14 protein-coding genes are annotated in these 15,774 nt (G+C 66.9%); 11 read left to right on the top strand and 3 right to left on the bottom strand.

Annotated elements, in window-relative coordinates:
- Window positions 1-74: 74 nt before the first annotated feature.
- Window positions 75-965: a LysR family transcriptional regulator gene (locus tag DIE17_RS10550; protein WP_124920794.1), complete on the top strand. Its 891-nt coding sequence runs from the start codon at window positions 75-77 to the stop codon at window positions 963-965.
- A gap of 194 nt (window positions 966-1,159) precedes the next feature.
- Here the strand turns inward: DIE17_RS10550 and andR are convergent, their stop codons facing one another.
- Window positions 1,160-2,116 carry an anthranilate 1,2-dioxygenase regulatory protein AndR gene (andR, locus tag DIE17_RS10545; protein ID WP_124488772.1) on the bottom strand — a complete coding sequence of 319 codons (957 nt, stop codon included), beginning with the start codon at window positions 2,114-2,116 and terminating at the stop codon, window positions 1,160-1,162.
- A 210-nt stretch (window positions 2,117-2,326) separates the two neighbouring features.
- Here andR and andAc point away from each other — a divergent pair, with 210 nt between their 5' ends.
- The 5 genes from andAc to DIE17_RS10520 all read left to right on the top strand — a co-directional run bounded on the left by andAc (window position 2,327) and on the right by DIE17_RS10520 (window position 7,114).
- On the top strand, window positions 2,327-3,598 hold the full coding sequence (gene andAc / locus DIE17_RS10540; RefSeq protein ID WP_044847583.1) for an anthranilate 1,2-dioxygenase large subunit AndAc: 1,272 nt from the start codon (window positions 2,327-2,329) through the stop codon (window positions 3,596-3,598).
- Window positions 3,599-3,615: 17 nt separating this feature from the next.
- Window positions 3,616-4,101 (top strand): anthranilate 1,2-dioxygenase small subunit AndAd, encoded by a 486-nt coding sequence (andAd, locus tag DIE17_RS10535; protein WP_044847552.1) that lies wholly within the window; start codon window positions 3,616-3,618, stop codon window positions 4,099-4,101.
- Window positions 4,102-4,126: 25 nt separating this feature from the next.
- Entirely contained in the window at window positions 4,127-4,453 is a 327-nt protein-coding gene (andAb, locus tag DIE17_RS10530; protein WP_044847551.1) for an anthranilate 1,2-dioxygenase ferredoxin subunit AndAb, read from the top strand.
- Window positions 4,443-5,663: an anthranilate 1,2-dioxygenase system ferredoxin--NAD(+) reductase gene (gene andAa, locus DIE17_RS10525; protein WP_124488770.1), complete on the top strand. Its 1,221-nt coding sequence runs from the start codon at window positions 4,443-4,445 to the stop codon at window positions 5,661-5,663. The genes andAb and andAa overlap by 11 nt, the downstream gene beginning before the upstream one ends.
- A 164-nt stretch (window positions 5,664-5,827) precedes the next feature.
- Window positions 5,828-7,114 carry a DUF445 domain-containing protein gene (locus DIE17_RS10520; protein WP_124920793.1) on the top strand — a complete coding sequence of 429 codons (1,287 nt, stop codon included), beginning with the start codon at window positions 5,828-5,830 and terminating at the stop codon, window positions 7,112-7,114.
- Window positions 7,115-7,162: 48 nt separating this feature from the next.
- Here DIE17_RS10520 and DIE17_RS10515 read toward each other — a convergent pair whose 3' ends face one another.
- Complete coding sequence (locus DIE17_RS10515; RefSeq protein ID WP_006750245.1) at window positions 7,163-7,462, bottom strand: addiction module antidote protein; 300 nt, start codon at window positions 7,460-7,462, stop codon at window positions 7,163-7,165.
- A 3-nt stretch (window positions 7,463-7,465) separates the two neighbouring features.
- On the bottom strand, window positions 7,466-7,783 hold the full coding sequence (locus DIE17_RS10510) for a type II toxin-antitoxin system RelE/ParE family toxin (protein WP_124667642.1): 318 nt from the start codon (window positions 7,781-7,783) through the stop codon (window positions 7,466-7,468).
- A gap of 381 nt (window positions 7,784-8,164) precedes the next feature.
- Between DIE17_RS10510 and DIE17_RS10500 the strand changes: the two genes are divergently transcribed.
- The 5 genes from DIE17_RS10500 to DIE17_RS10475 all read left to right on the top strand — a co-directional run.
- A complete protein-coding gene (locus DIE17_RS10500) occupies window positions 8,165-9,805 on the top strand; it encodes an acetolactate synthase large subunit (protein ID WP_124667641.1) in 1,641 nt (546 codons plus the stop codon).
- A gap of 28 nt (window positions 9,806-9,833) precedes the next feature.
- Window positions 9,834-11,267 carry an aldehyde dehydrogenase family protein gene (locus tag DIE17_RS10495; protein WP_124667640.1) on the top strand — a complete coding sequence of 478 codons (1,434 nt, stop codon included), beginning with the start codon at window positions 9,834-9,836 and terminating at the stop codon, window positions 11,265-11,267.
- Between the two features lie 244 nt (window positions 11,268-11,511).
- Window positions 11,512-13,095 (top strand): Na+/H+ antiporter, encoded by a 1,584-nt coding sequence (locus DIE17_RS10490; RefSeq protein ID WP_044847545.1) that lies wholly within the window; start codon window positions 11,512-11,514, stop codon window positions 13,093-13,095.
- A 505-nt stretch (window positions 13,096-13,600) separates the two neighbouring features.
- Window positions 13,601-14,734 (top strand): hybrid sensor histidine kinase/response regulator, encoded by a 1,134-nt coding sequence (locus tag DIE17_RS10485; protein WP_044847544.1) that lies wholly within the window; start codon window positions 13,601-13,603, stop codon window positions 14,732-14,734.
- A gap of 123 nt (window positions 14,735-14,857) precedes the next feature.
- Window positions 14,858-15,774, top strand: a 917-nt coding sequence (locus tag DIE17_RS10475; RefSeq protein ID WP_148091649.1) for a methyl-accepting chemotaxis protein, incomplete at its 3' end; no start/stop codon positions are given.

Below are 15,774 nucleotides of genomic sequence, written 5' to 3'. Positions count from 1 at the left end.
TGCACATGGTAGGAATTCCCGCCCGGCGTCGTCCAACACTCTTTCCGACTACTTCCATACCTTTGAGGCATGAAATGGAATTGCGCCAGCTCCGGTACTTCATCGCCGTCGCGGAGGAGATGAACATCACGCGGGCCGCGGAGCGGCTGCACATGACGCAGCCGCCGCTGAGCCGCCAGCTCCAGGCGATCGAGGACGAGGTCGGGCTGCCGCTGTTCGAGCGCGGCGCGCGGCCGCTGAAACTGACCGACGCGGGCCGCGTGTTCTATGCGCAGGCGACGCGGGTCGTCGAACAGGCCGACGAGCTCGGCCCGCTGACGCGGCGGCTCGCGCAGTTGTCGGAGCGGATCGTGATCGGCTTCGTGCCGTCGACGCTCTATGGCGCGCTGCCGGACGTGATCCGCGCGTTTCGCGAGGCGCAGCCGGACGTCGAGCTGTCGTTGATCGAAATGTTCACGCTCGAGCAACTCGGCGCGCTGAAGGGCGGGCGGATCGACGTCGGGTTCGGCCGCCTGCGCTTCGACGACGACCAGCTCGTGCGCGAGGCGCTGATCGAGGAAAAGCTGATCGCGGCGCTGCCGGTCGGCCATCCGCTCGCCGATCCGGACCGGCCGCTGACGCTCGCGGACATCGCGAACGAGACGCTGATCGTCTATCCGAGCACGCCGGGGCCGAGCTTCGCGGACCAGCAGTTGTCCGCGCTGCGCGACGGCGCGCTCGTGCCCGCGGCCGTGCACGAGGTGCGCGAACTGCAGACGGCGCTTGGGCTCGTCGCCGCGCAGGTGGGCGTGTCGCTGGTGCCGGAAAGCGTGGAAGGCGTGCGCGTGAAGGGCGTCGTCTACCGGCGGCTGCCGGAACCCACGGCGACGTCGCCGATCATCATGAGCCGCCGGCTGCACGGCGAAAGCGCCGCGACGACCGCGTTCTGCGCGATCGCGCGGGCGATGATCGCGCCGGCGGCGTAGGGCCGGCCGTTTCCGTATCAATTGCAACTAACGGTCAATTTCACCACGCTACGCCAAATGCGGAGAGGGCATCGCGATGCGATGTCATTTGCCGTAGATGCAGGCGCGCAGCGAGCCGATCAGGCCGGTAAGGCGCTAAGGCAGCAAGGCAGCAAGGCAGCAAGGCAGCCGAGCCCGACAAGCCCGGCACCCGCCTACCGCATCCCGTCGAGCGTCTCCGACGGCGATTCGCCGAATTTCTCCCGGTACGCGATCGCGAACCGCCCGAGGTGCGTGAACCCGCAATCGAGCGCGATATCGGCGATCCGTCGCTTGGACGCCGACCCGCGCAGCAACTCCCGCGCATGCTCGAGCCGCGTCGCGCGCAGGTATTGCATCGGGCTCATCCCGCGGAACTGCAGGAAGGCGTCGCGCAGCGTCCGCTCCGGCACGTTGGCGGCCTGGACGATATCGGCGAGCTGCAGCGGTTGCGCGTAGTGCGCGTTCACGAACTCCTGCGCGCGCCGCACGAACCCCGGCGCGGGATCGAGGCGCGCGCTCGGTACCGACGGCGGGTGGCCTTCGATCAGCAGATCGATCAGCAGGTGCTCGAGCTGCGACGCGACGCGCGGGTTGGCATTCGCACGTTCGAGCAGCTCGGGCGAGCGGGCGACGAGCATCAGCTGCTGGCGCCACGCGGCGAGCGCGGCATCGCTGATGTGCAGCACGGGGTCGAGCATCGCGCGCGGATCGCCGGTCAGCGAGCCGACGGTCGCGGCATCGATGCGCAGCACGAACTGCTCGCAGTCGGCGGAGAGCACCGCGTCGAAGCGCTCGCCGGGCGCGCACAGCACGCCCGTCTGCCCGTCGACGCCGAGCCGGCGCCCCATCGCGTGGACTTCCGCCTGCCCGGACAGGCAGAACATCAGCAGGTAATAGCCGTCGACGGCGTCGACCTGCACGCGCATCGCGTCGCCGAACGCGATGGTGCCGATCCCGAGGCCGCCGAGCCGGACGAAATCCATATGCGATGCGCCTTGCACGCGCCCGCTCGGCAGCAGCGCGTGCGGCTGCATCACGCGCGAGATCCGCTCGCGCGTCTCGTCGAGATCGCGGGATTCGAACAGCCGGTGCGCGCGCAGCGCAAGCGGCTCGAACGACGTTGGGGACATGGGCATCGGCCTTGGTGTGGACGCGCGCTTCGATCCGACGAATGGGTCGCGATCGTGCGCCGGGTCGCGTGTGTCGCCATGCTAGCGCAGAAATCCGCCGAAAGTGGATATTGCGCCGCCGCAATCACACTTTCCGGATAGACGCCGAATATTAGCTTTTCAAAAATCGGCTCCATGGAATCAACGAAACGGAACCACAAGGAGTCCGACATGGAGCAGACAGAATCGCCCGTCGTATTCGCCACGCGTGACGACGCGTCCGATGTGCGCTTTCCGCACGAAGACGGTTCGCGCGTGCCGTACAAGGTGTTCAGCTCGCGCGCGGTCTACGATCGCGAGCAGGAACGCATCTTCCGCGGGCCGACCTGGAATTTCGTCGCGCTGGAAGCGGAAATCCCGAACGCCGGCGACTTCAAGAGCACGTTCGTCGGCGACACGCCGGTCGTCGTCACGCGCACCGAGGACGGCACGCTGTCCGCGTGGGTGAACCGCTGCGCGCACCGCGGCGCGCAGGTCTGCCGCAAGTCGCGCGGCAACGCGAGCTCGCACACGTGCGTGTATCACCAGTGGAGCTTCGACAACCAGGGCAACCTGCTCGGCGTGCCGTTCCGGCGCGGCCAGAAGGGGATGACCGGGATGCCGGCCGACTTCGACCCGAAGCAGCACGGGCTGCGCAAGCTGCGCGTCGACAGCTATCGCGGGCTCGTGTTCGCGACCTTCAGCGATGACGTGGCGCCGCTGCCCGAATACCTGGGCGAGCAGATGCGTCCGTGGATCGACCGGATCTTCCACAAGCCGATCGAGTATCTCGGCTGCACGCGCCAGTATTCGAAGTCGAACTGGAAGCTGTACATGGAGAACGTGAAGGATCCGTATCACGCGAGCATGCTGCACCTGTTCCATACGACCTTCAACATCTTCCGCGTCGGGATGAAGGCGCGCTCGATTCCCGATGCGAACCACGGGCTGCACAGCATCATCACGGTGACGAAGACGGGCGACGACACGTCGGCAGCATACAAGCAGCAGAACATCCGCTCGTTCGACGAGGGTTTCCATCTCGAAGACGAGTCGATTCTCGATCTCGTGTCGGAATACGACGAGGACTGCACGAACCACATCCAGCCGATCTTCCCGCAGCTCGTGATCCAGCAGATCCACAACACGCTGGTCGCGCGCCAGATCCTGCCGAAGGGGCCGGACAACTTCGAGCTGATCTTCCACTTCTTCGGCTATGCGGACGACACGCCCGAGCTGCGCGCGCTGCGCATCAAGCAGGCGAACCTCGTCGGGCCGGCCGGCTACATCTCGATGGAGGACACGGAGGCGACCGAACTCGTGCAGCGTGGCACGGTGCGCGACGCCGATGCGACGTCGGTGATCGAGATGTCGCGCGGCAACCCTGACCAGCAGGACACGGTGATCACCGAAAGCCTGATCCGCAAGTTCTGGGTCGGTTATCAGAAGCTGATGGGCTATTGAAGCGGGAGCGCGGAACGATGGAAAACCTGACGGAAGACATGAAGACGTGGTTCGAGATTTACATGCTCCAGAACCGCTACATCGGCCACCTCGACAACGACCGGCTCGAACGCTGGCCGGAGATGTTCACCGAGGACTGCACGTACGAGATCGTGCCGAAGGAGAACGCCGATCTCGGGCTGCCGGTCGGGATCGTCCACTGCACGAACCAACGGATGCTGCGCGACCGCGTGGTGTCGCTGCGGCACGCGAACATCTTCGAAGAGCACACGTACCGGCACATGACGTCGGGCCTCACGATCGTCGCCGAACGCGACGGCGAGATCGACACCGAGAGCAACTACGTGGTCGTTCAGACGCGCAGCAACGGCGAATCGAACGTGTACCAGGCCGGCAAGTATTACGACACGGTCGTGCGCACGCCCGACGGGCTGCGCTACAAGACCAAGCGCGTGATCTACGACACGTCGCGCGTGCAGACGCTGCTCGCCACCCCGATCTGACCGATCCGACAGCCAAGGAAACGACATGACCGAAGCAACCCTCGCCGAATGGCACCCGCTGGGCACATTCGACGAATTCTCCGAAGACGAACCGGCGGCACGCGTCGCCGGCCAGAAGCCGATCGCGGTGTTCCGGATCGGCGACGAACTGTTCGCGATGCATGACCTCTGTTCGCATGGTCACGCGCGCTTGTCCGAAGGCTATGTGGAAGACGGCTGCGTCGAATGCCCGCTGCACCAGGGGCTGATCGACATTCGCACGGGTGCGCCGAAATGCGCGCCGATCACCGAGCCGGTGCGGACCTATCCGATCCGGATCGTCGACGGGCAGGTGGAAGTCAATGTCGGCTGACCCGTTCGTGATCGTCGGCGCCGGCCACGCGGCGCGGCGCACGGCCGAGGCGCTGCGCGCGCGCGACGCCGACGCACGCATCGTGATGATCGGCGCGGAGCGCGAGCTGCCGTACGACCGGCCCGCGCTGTCGAAGGACGCGCTGCTGTCGGACGGCGGCGAGCAGCGCGCGTTCATCCGCGACGCCGCGTGGTACGACGCGCAGCGCATCGAGTTGCGGCTCGGCTCGCGCGTCGACGCGATCGACCGCGCCGCGCAGCGTGTGCGGCTCGATAACGATGCGACGGTGCCGTACACGCGGCTCGTGCTCGCGACCGGTTCGCGCGTGCGTGCGTTCGGCGGGCCGGTCGACGAAGGCGTCGTCCCGCATTACGTGCGCACCGTGGCCGACGCGCGTGCGTTGCGCGCGCAGCTCGCGCCGGGGCGTCGCGTGGCGGTGCTCGGCGGCGGCTTCATCGGCCTCGAAGTGGCGGCCGCGGCGCGCCAGCTCGGTTGCGACGTGACGGTGATCGACCCGGCTGCGCGCCTGCTGCAGCGTGCGTTGCCGGAAGTCGTCGGCGCGTATGCGCGGCAACTGCATGACGCGCGCGGCGTGCTCTTCCAGATGGCGACGCTGCCGCGCGCGATTCGCCGCGCACCGGGCGGCGGCGCGATCGTCGAGACCGATCGCGGCGACGTGCCGGCCGATATCGTGGTAGTCGGGATCGGCGTCGTGCCCAATGTCGAGCTCGCGCAGGCGGCCGGCCTCGAGGTCGACAACGGGATCCGTGTCGATGCGGGATGCCGGACGGCCGATCGCGCGATCTTCGCCGCCGGCGAGGTGACGATGCACTTCAATCCGCTGCTCGGGCGTCACGTACGGATCGAGTCGTGGCAGGTCGCGGAAAACCAGCCGGCCGTCGCGGCCGCGAACCTGCTCGGCGCGGACGAAACCTATGCCGAGCTGCCGTGGCTGTGGTCCGATCAGTACGACTGCAACCTGCAGATGCTCGGGCTGTTCGGCAGCGAACGGACGACCGTCGTGCGCGGCGATCCCGCGAGCGGGCCGTTCACGGTGTTCGGGCTGGGCGACGACGGGAAGATCGTCGCGGTGGCCGCGGCGAACCTGGGGCGCGACATCGGCGCGTCGCGGCGGTTGATTGCGGCGGGGGCCGTGCCCGATCCGGCGAAGCTTGCCGATCCGGCGGTGAACCTGAAGACGTTTCTCTGAGGCAACGCGCGAATGCGGCCGGGGCGGCCGTGTTCGCGTCGGATCGCTCAAACGCAGGAGGAAACCCGTTCGGGACAACATTCCCGGCGCGCGCAATGCGCTCGGGTTTGTCGCGGGCCGGCGATCGGTGCATATTAGCGGCATTGCCGTTTCACCGGTCGCCCATGACGACAGACAAAGCCCTCGAACTGAAACGCAGCAAGCGCCGCGCGCTATGGCTGCTGCTGGCCGCCGTCGCGGTATTCGTCACGACGATCCTGCTGCCGCGCGGCCCGTGGGTCGACGGCTTCAAGGCGGTGGCCGAGGCTGCGATGGTCGGCGCGCTCGCCGACTGGTTCGCGGTCGTCGCGCTGTTCCGCCGCGTGCCGATTCCGTTCGTGTCGCGCCACACCGAAATCATCCCGAAGAACAAGGACAAGATCGCCGACAACCTCGCGGTGTTCGTGCGCGAGAAATTCCTCGGCCCCGACGCGCTCGCCGCGCAGATCCGCCAGCACGATCCCGCGCAGAAGCTCGGCGCATGGCTCGGCGAGCCCGCGAACACCGACGCGCTCGGCGGCTACGTGACGAAGCTGATGAGCTTCGCGCTCGACATGACCGACGACGCGCGGATCCAGTCGTTCGTCCACGACGCGTTCCGCGCGGTGATCGACCGGATCGACCTGTCGCAATCGGCCGGCGCGATCCTCGACACGCTGACGAAGGACGGCCGCCACCAGGCGCTGCTCGACGATGCGATCGAACAGGTGGTCGACGTGCTCGACCAGGAGGAGAACCGCGAGGTGATCGCGGGCTTCATCGTCGAATGGCTGAAGACGCAATACCCGAAGATCGAGAAGATCATGCCGACGCAGTGGTTCGGCGAGAACGGCGCGCGCATGCTGGCGAGCGCGGTGAGCCGCGTGCTCGAGGGCGTGGCGGCCGATCCCGAACACGAGCTGCGGCAGCGCTTCGACCGCACGGTCGTGCGGCTGACCGAGCGGCTGAAGCACGACCCGGCGTTCATCGCGAAGGGCGACGAGATCAAGCGCTACATCCGCGATGGTGACGCGTTCAACGACTACGTGCGCGATCTGTGGAACCAGTTGCGCGCATGGCTGAAGGCCGATCTCGCACGGCCCGATTCGACGCTGCACCGGCAGGCCGCGACGCTCGGCGGCTGGCTCGGCGCGCGGCTCGCGGAGAGCCCGGCGCTGCGCGCGTCGCTGAACGAGCACATCGAGAAGGCCGTGCACGAGATGGCGCCGGATTTCGCGGATTTCCTGATGCGTCATATCCGCGACACGGTGCGCAACTGGGATGCGCGCGAGATGTCGCGGCAGATCGAGCTGAACATCGGCAAGGACCTGCAGTACATCCGCATCAACGGCACGCTGGTCGGCGGGCTGATCGGGCTCGGGCTGTATCTGGTGTCGCTGGTGCCGCGCTGGGCCGCGGAGTGGCTGCATTGATGCGGCCCCGAGCGTCGAGCATGTGGCGCGGCATCGTGTGCCGCCGCATCACGCGTGCGCTTTCGCGCCGTGCAGTTGCAGGCCGAGCGCCTTGATCACCTTCAGGATCGTGCCGAAGCTCGGATTGCCGTCGTGCGACAGCGCCTTGTACAGCCCTTCGCGCGACAGGCCCGCGTCGCGCGCGACCTGCGACATGCCGCGCGCGCGGGCGATCACGCCGAGCGCATGCGCGATGAAGGCCGGGTCGTCGCCGGCTTCCTGCAGACAGGCCTCGAAGTAGTCGGCCATGTCGTCGTCGGTCTTCAGGTGTTCGGCCGAATCCCACGGCCGGGTCTTGATCTTGTCCATCGGTTACTCCAGATCGAGCCGCTCGAGCATCGCGTGGGCGGCGCGGATGTCCGCCTGTTGCGTCGACTTGTCGCCGCCGCAGAGCAGGATCACCCATATCGTTTCGCGCCTGACGTAGTAGACGCGATAACCGGGGCCGTGGTCGATACGCATTTCGACGACGGGCGAGCCGGCGGATTTCCAGTCGCCCGGAGTGCCCATCGACAGGCGGTCGATGCGGGCCTGGATGCGCCGCCTGGCGACGCGATCCTGCAGGCCGGCAAACCACGCGTCGAAGACATCGGTGGTCCGGATACTGAACGTAGGGGCACTGTAGGGCATGGATCTCGGTATGTAAACCATGGTTCACAGGTTCGATGAATGAAATCGGCTTGCCCCCGACGATAGGGCCGCGCGCGCCGCTTGAGGTCGAATTGGCCGTCAGGCCGACCCTTTCGCGCGGCCGGACCCGGCCATTCGGCCGAAGTCGGAATTCCGCGAATCCGTCTACAATCAAAAACGTCCTTGCCGCCCGCGCGTGCTTGCCGCGCGCGGGTGAATCCGTTTGTCCTCCTGCACAGGGAGGCGCCGCCGTGCGTTGCACGGCGGGCAGTGCCGTGGTCAGTGTCCAGTAGGTAAAGCGTCCGCGTGCCGTAGGCCGGCGCGCGTTCTGAACGTCGCGCGCCCGTAAGCCGGGCAGGCGGCATCAACCGAGAGTCCCCCATGAAAGCATCGGATCTGTTCGTGAAGGCGCTGGAAGCCGAAGGCGTCGAGTACGTGTTCGGCATTCCCGGCGAGGAAAACCTCGATCTGCTCGAATCGCTGCGGCGCTCGAAGATCAAGCTCGTGCTGACCCGGCACGAGCAGGCGGCCGGGTTCATGGCCGCCACCTACGGCCGCCTGACGGGCCGCACCGGCGTGTGTCTCGCGACGCTCGGGCCGGGCGCGACCAACTTCGTGACGGCCGCCGCGTATGCGCAGCTCGGCGGCATGCCGATGCTGATGATCACCGGGCAGAAGCCGATCAAGTCCAGCAAGCAGGGCCACTTCCAGATCGTCGACGTCGTCGACATGATGCAGCCGCTCACGAAGTTCACGCGGCAGATCGTGTCGATCGGCAACATTCCGTCGGCGGTGCGCGAGGCGTTCCGCCGCGCGGAGGAGGAGCGCCCGGGCGCCGCGCACCTCGAACTGCCGGAAGACATCGCGCACGAGGAGGGCGACGGCAAGCCGATTCCGCGCAGCTACAGCCGGCGGCCGGTGGCGGAGGAGAAGGCGGTCGCGCATGCGGTCGACGCGATTCAGGCCGCGCATCACCCGCTGCTGATGATCGGCGCGGGCGGCAACCGCAAGACGACCTGCAAGATGCTGCTCGAATTCGTCGACAGGACGGGCATCCCGTTCTTCACGACGCAGATGGGCAAGGGCGTGATCGACGAAACGCATCCGCTGTGGCTCGGCAACGCGACGCTGTCCGACGGCGACTTCGTGCACCGCGCGATCGAGCACGCGGACTGCATCATCAACGTCGGCCACGACGTGATCGAGAAACCGCCGTTCTTCATGCGCACGGACGACAAGACCGTGATCCACGTGAACTTCCTCGGCGCGCAGGTCGATCCCGTCTACTTCCCGCAGATCGAAGTGGTCGGCGACATCGCGAACGCGGTGTGGCAGATGAAGGAAGCGGTGACGCCGCAATCGCACTGGGATTTCGAGCGCTTCAAGATGATCAAGGCGCATTTCGACGCGCACCTCGAGAAGGGCCAGCACGATCCGCGCTTCCCGATGTACCCGGTGCGGATCGTGAACGACCTGTACAACGCGCTGCCGGTCGACGGGATCGTCTGTCTCGACAACGGGATGTACAAGATCTGGTTCGCGCGCTACTGGCGCGCGCACGAACCGAACTCGCTGCTGCTCGACAACGCGCTCGCGTCGATGGGCGCCGGCCTGCCGTCGGCGATCGCGACGAAGATCGTGCATCCGCAGCGCAAGGTGATCGCCGTCTGCGGCGACGGCGGCTTCATGATGAATTCGCAGGAACTCGAAACGGCCGTGCGGCTGAAGCTCGACATCGTCGTGATGATCCTGCGCGACGATGCGTTCGGGATGATCCGCTGGAAGCAGGAAAACATGAACTTCCCCGATTTCGCGATGACGCTGAAGAACCCCGATTTCGTGTCGTATGCGCAGAGCTACGGCGCGCACGGGCATCGCGTCGAAGCGGCCGACGATCTCGGGCCGCTGCTGCGCGACTGCTTCGCGACGCCGGGCGTGCACGTGATCGACGTGCCGATCGACTATTCGGACAACGAGCGCGTGCTCAACCGCGAAATCAAGCGCCTGTCGGCGCAACTCTGAATCCGCCGTTCACCGGAAGGAGCGTTCCATGCTGAAGGATACCTATCCGTACTATCTGGCCAACGAGGCCGTCTACGCGAACACCGATCTCGCAGTCACCGACAAGTTCAGCGGCAAGGTCGCGACACGCGTCGCGCTGGCCGACGCGAAGGCGATCGATGCGGCCATCGGCGCGGCGGTCGACGCCGCGAAGCCGATGCGCGAGTTGCCGGCCTACAGGCGGCAGGCGGTGCTCGACCACTGTGTCGCGCGCTTTCGCGAGCGCTTCGACGAGCTGGCCGAGGCGCTGTGCATCGAGGCCGGCAAGCCGATCAACGATTCGAAGGGCGAAGTGACGCGGCTGATCGATACGTTCCGCGTCGCGTCCGAGGAGTCGGTGCGCATCGACGGCGAAGTGATCAACCTCGAGATCTCGGCCCGCGCGCAAGGCTACACCGGCTATACGCGGCGTGTGCCGATCGGCCCGTGCTCGTTCATCTCGCCGTTCAACTTCCCGTTGAACCTCGCCGCGCACAAGGTCGCACCGGCGCTGGCCGCTGGCTGTCCGTTCGTGCTGAAACCCGCGAGCCGCACGCCGATCGGCGCGCTGATCATCGGCGAGGTGCTCGCCGAAACCGACCTGCCGAAGGGCGCATTCTCGGTGTTGCCCGCGCATCGCGACGGCGCGGACCTGTTCACGACCGACGAGCGCTTCAGGCTGCTGTCGTTTACGGGCTCGCCCGCCGTGGGCTGGGCGCTGAAGGAGAAGGCCGGCAAGAAGAAAGTCGTGCTGGAGCTCGGCGGCAACGCGGCGGCGATCGTCGACGCGGACCAGCTCGACCAGCTCGACTACGTGGTCGAGCGTCTCGCGTTCGGCGCGTATTACCAGTCTGGCCAGAGCTGTATCGGCGTGCAGCGGATCCTCGTGCATGCGGACTTGTACGACGCGCTGCGCGACAAGCTGGTCGCGAAGACGCGTTCGCTGAAGATGGGCGATCCGAAGGATCCGTCGACGTTCGTCGGCCCGATGATCTCGGAATCCGAATCGCGCCGCCTGTCGGGCTGGATGGATGCGGCCGTCGCGGCGGGCGCGAAGATCGTCGCGGGCGGCAAGGTCGACGGCGCGATGTTCGAGGCGACGCTGCTGGAAAACGTCGGCCGCGAACAGGACCTCTACCGCAAGGAGGCATTCGGTCCGGTCGCGATCCTCGAGAAGTTCGAGCGCTTCGACGATGCGCTCGCGCGCGTCAACGACAGCGACTTCGGCCTGCAGGCGGGCGTGTTTACCGATTCGCTCGCACATGCGCAGCGCGCATGGGACGAGCTGGAGGTGGGCGGCGTCGTGATCAACGACGTGCCGTCGTTCCGCGTCGACAACATGCCGTATGGCGGCGTGAAGGATTCGGGGCTCGGCCGCGAAGGGATCCGCTACGCGATCGAGGACATGACCGAGCCGCGCCTGATGGTCGTGCGCCGCCGCTAGCGCGAGAGGCGCCGCATGACGGCACGCGGGGGGGCGCATCGCGCCGGCCCGCGTGCCGTTTTCGTTTCGGCGCACACCGACGGATCGCGGCGATGTCCGCCGTGCGCCATCGTCGTGGCAATGCGGGCCGCGCCGGCCGAACGCGCTCGACTGCACGCATCGCATCGTGATGTAATCGCGCGAAATGGCCAACCGGGGTACGACACCGGCTGGCGTGCGCATTCATTCCTCACGAGGTCGATTCATGTCCCCCGTCTCGGCATTCAAGCTGGTTCTGTTGTCATTCCTCGCGATCGTTGCGCTCGAATACATCGCCAAGCGGTTGCGGTTGCCGCCGGCGGCCGCGCTGCTGATCGGCGGCATCGGCATCGCGTTCATTCCCGGCCTGCCGCCGATCAACCTCGATCCGGAGCTCGTGCTGCTCGTGTTCCTGCCGCCGCTGCTGATGGACGGCGCATATTTCACCGTGTGGGAAGAGTTCAAGCGCAATGTGGGCGGCATCCTGCTGCTCGCGATCGGCGCGGTGGTGTTCACGACGTTTGCGGTCGGCTTCGCCGTGCACTGGGTCGTGCCGTCGCTGCCGTGGGCCGCGTGCTTTGCGCTCGGCGCGATCGTGTCGCCGCCCGATGCGGTGGCCGCGAAGGCGGTGCTCGAACGCGTCGCGCTGCCGCGCCGTCTGATGGTGCTGCTCGAAGGGGAGAGCCTGCTGAACGACGCGGCGGGCCTGGTGCTGTTCCGCTTCGCGGTCGCCGCCGCGCTGACGGGCGCGTTCAGCCTCGAGCACGCGGTCGTGCGTTTCGCGGAACTCGGGCTCGGCGGCGTCGTGGTCGGCTTCCTGGTCGGCAAGCTCGTCGTGTGGTTCCTGAAGCTGCTCGACGACGACTACCTGGTAGTCACCGTCGCGGTGATCGCCGGCTGGATCGCATACATCGCGGGCGAGATGGCCGAGGTGTCGGGCGTGATCGCGACGGTCACGACCGGCATGATCGTCGGCTGGCATCAGCACGAGGTGTTCTCGGCGGCCGTGCGCACGCGCGGCACCGCGTTCTGGCAGGTCATCGTGTTCCTGCTCGAAGCACTGGTGTTCGTGCTGATCGGGCTGTCGCTGCGCGGCGCGATCCACCGGCTCGGCGGCTTCGAGCAGGTGCTCGCCACGATGATGCCGGCCGTGCTCGCGGTGCTGGCGGCCGTGATCGTATCGCGCTTCGTGTGGATCTATGCCGTCGAGGTGCTGAAGTGGCCGGTGCGCGGGATCGTGCGGCGCGGCGGCGCGCCCGACTGGAAGGCCGCGACGGTCATGAGCTGGGCCGGCATGCGCGGGGTCGTGACGCTGGCGATCGCGCTGTCGTTGCCGGAGGCGCTGCCGGGCCGCGACGTGATCCTGGTCGCGTCGTTCGCGGTGATCCTCGTCACCGTGCTGCTGCAGGGCACGACCATCGGCCCGCTGATCCGGCTGCTGCGCCTGCCGCAACGCGAAGAGCGCGCCGCGCATCACCTGACCGAGCCGCAGACGTGGGCGCATATCGAGGCAGCGCAGCTCGCGGCGATCCAGCCGCTGGTGCGCGACGACAGCGGCAACGTGATTCATCCGCGCCTGCTGGAGCAATACACGTATCGTGCGGAGCTGACCGAGCGGGCGAAGAACGAGCCCGAATATCCGGCGGAGGTCCGCGTCGCGCACTACGACGTCGTGCTGGCCGCGATCAAGGCCGGGCGCGCGGAGCTGCTGCGCCTGCATCGTACGGGCCGCATTCACGACGAGATGCTGCACATGGTCGAGCGCGATCTCGACCTGCAGGAAGTGTCCGCGCAGCACGCGCGCGGGTAATCGGCCGCGCGGCCGGGCGTGAGCGCACGGCCGCCTTGCTGCGCCACCGGCGCCGGCCGGCGGCGTTCGATGCGTGCCGCGTCGCGGCCGATCCGGTGGCGGCGCGCGCTTTTCTCCTCTCTACCTTCCCCATTCCGTCGCATCGAAATCCGGTCCCGATACGTTCGACGGGCGGCCTTGCAGCGCATGCAAACCTCATGGCGGCGGCTTCGCAAACGTTGTCGTCTTTCGCGCCAGGAAATGATCTGATTTATCTGAATTCCGCTCTCTCACCATATTTGGCAAAACTAAACCGGAAGGAGATAGATGCTGTGTTCTAATTTCATTTAGAATCAGCCGGTTATCTTTATTGAGAGAAAGCGCGCGGAGGTAATGCGACCGTCGTCGGGGTGAATTCGGCGTTCGGATCCCCGCGAGGCAATGCCGACAGGCCAGTTCGGCAACACAGGCGGATTTCTCTGCCGCCATGTTTTAAGATGGCGTCCAAGTCGGATAAACAACTCCTATGAAAGAATCAATTGGAGATTTGGCGTTTGAAACGGTATTTATGAAAGAATCCAGCGGTGAAAATGCGCCGGATTGTCTCGAATCGGGGCTATCGGTTCTGCTCGTCGACGATCAGCCGTTCGTCGGCGAGGTGATCCGTCGCGCGCTGCGCAGCGAGCACGATATCGACCTGCATGTGTGCACCGACGCACACCGGGCGATGGCGGTCGCGCGCGACGTGAAGCCGACGGTCATCCTGCAGGATCTCGTGATGCCGGACATCGACGGCCTCGACCTCGTTCGCGCGTGGCGCGCGAACGCCGACACCGCACGCGTGCCGATCATCGTGCTGTCGGCGAAGGAAGAGCCGATCGTCAAGCGCGAGGCATTCATCGCCGGCGCGAACGACTATCTCGTGAAGCTCCCGGACGCGATGGAGCTGACCGCGCGCATCCGCTATCACTCGAATTCGTACCTGATGTCGCGGCAGCGCGACGAAGCGCTGGATTTCCTGTCGCACGACATGCGCTCGCCGCAGACCTCGATTCTCGCGCTGCTCGAGGTCTACCGGACCGAGCACGGCGACATGCCGGCGATCATGGAGCGCATTGCCGGCCACGCCCGGCGCGCGCTCGCGCTCGCCGACGGCTTCATCCACCTGACCCGCGCGCAGTCGGAACGCCGCGCGCACGAGGTCCTGAGCCTCAACGAGATCGTGCTCGACGCGGTCGACCAGCTGTGGGAGAAGGCGGCCGGATTCGGCAGCCGGGTCGTTGCCCACGTGCCCGGCACCGAGTGCGTGACGATGGGCGACCGCATGATGCTCACGCGCGCGGTCGCGAACCTGATCGACAACGCGCTGAAATACGGCCCGGCCGGTACGGACGTGCATTGCACGCTGAGCGACGATGACGGTGCCTGGCTGATCGGCGTCGAGGACGCCGGCTCCGGCATCGCGCCCGAGCAGCGCACGGCCGCGACCGAGTCGTTCGTGCGGCTCGAATCCGCGCATGGCGCGGCGCGCGGCGGCTTCGGCCTCGGGCTTGCGTTCGTCCGCGCGACGGCCGCGCGGCATCGCGGCCAGATCCTGATGCGCAATACGGCGCGCGGCTTCATGGTCGCGCTTCGGCTGCCGGCACAAGCGGAGCGATGATTTCGCGGCGCGGCCCGCCGGTGCCGCGTTGCCCGCAGACCCCGATGCGCTCGTGGCGCGCCGTCCGGCGCGCAGGCGGGCGCGGATTTTTTCAACGCTGATTTTAGAAAGCCCATAACGAACATGGCCACCGTGACGCCCCGCGCGACCAATGAAAGCCTGCACACGACGAGCGGCGCCGCCCGGCTGACGCTCGGCAACCGTATCCTGATCAGCTTCGGCGTGCTGTTCGTGCTGATGCTGGTGATGGCCGGCGTGTCCTACGAGCGCCTGCGCGCGATCAACAGCGAAGCCGTCAGCATCGAACGCGATTCGCTGCCCGGCGTCTATCTCGCGGCGTCGCTGCGCGGCGCGGTCAACGAATCGTTCACGGCGCTGCAGCAGGCGACGTTCGTCGACACCGATCCCGAACTCGTGCAGCGCGATTTCGCGAAGATCGGCGAGGCGCTCAAGGAGGTCGAGTCGTTGTCGGTCGACTACCAGAACACGACGTTTCGCGATGACGACCGCCAGCGCTTCGCGACGTTTCGAGGCGCCTTCGACCGCTACCTGCCGCTGCTGAACGACGCGGTGCAGAAGAGCCGCGTGTCGCGCGAAGAGGCCGTCGCCGCCTATGCGAAGGTGCAGCCTTCATGGGCCGAGGTCGTGCGCAACGCGAATATCCTGGTGCAGGAGAACCGCAAGTTCGCCGACCAGTCCGCGAAGCTGATCCGCGAATCCGTGCAGGACACCGAGGTCGTGCTCGCGACCGCGCTGGCGATCGTGCTGCTGTCCGCGCTGGGGCTGGGCTACGGGCTGTACCGTTCCGTCACCGTGCCGATGACGCGGCTCGTCGAGGTGCACGACGTGATGCGTACCGGCAACCTGACGCGCCGCCTCGACCTGCGCCGCCGCGATGAATTCGGCACGCTCGAGACGGGCTTCAACCGGATGGCCGACGAGCTGACCGAGCTGGTCGCGCGCGCGCAGCAGTCGTCGCTGCAGGTGACGACGTCGGTCGCCGAAATCGCGGCGACGTCGCGCGAGCAGCAGGCGACCGC

It is taken from the genome of Burkholderia sp. Bp9099, from assembly GCF_003857805.1.
Lineage (GTDB): Bacteria > Pseudomonadota > Gammaproteobacteria > Burkholderiales > Burkholderiaceae > Burkholderia.
The sequence above is the reverse complement of the archived record's forward strand: the minus strand, read 5'-3'. Positions and strand labels throughout refer to the sequence as shown.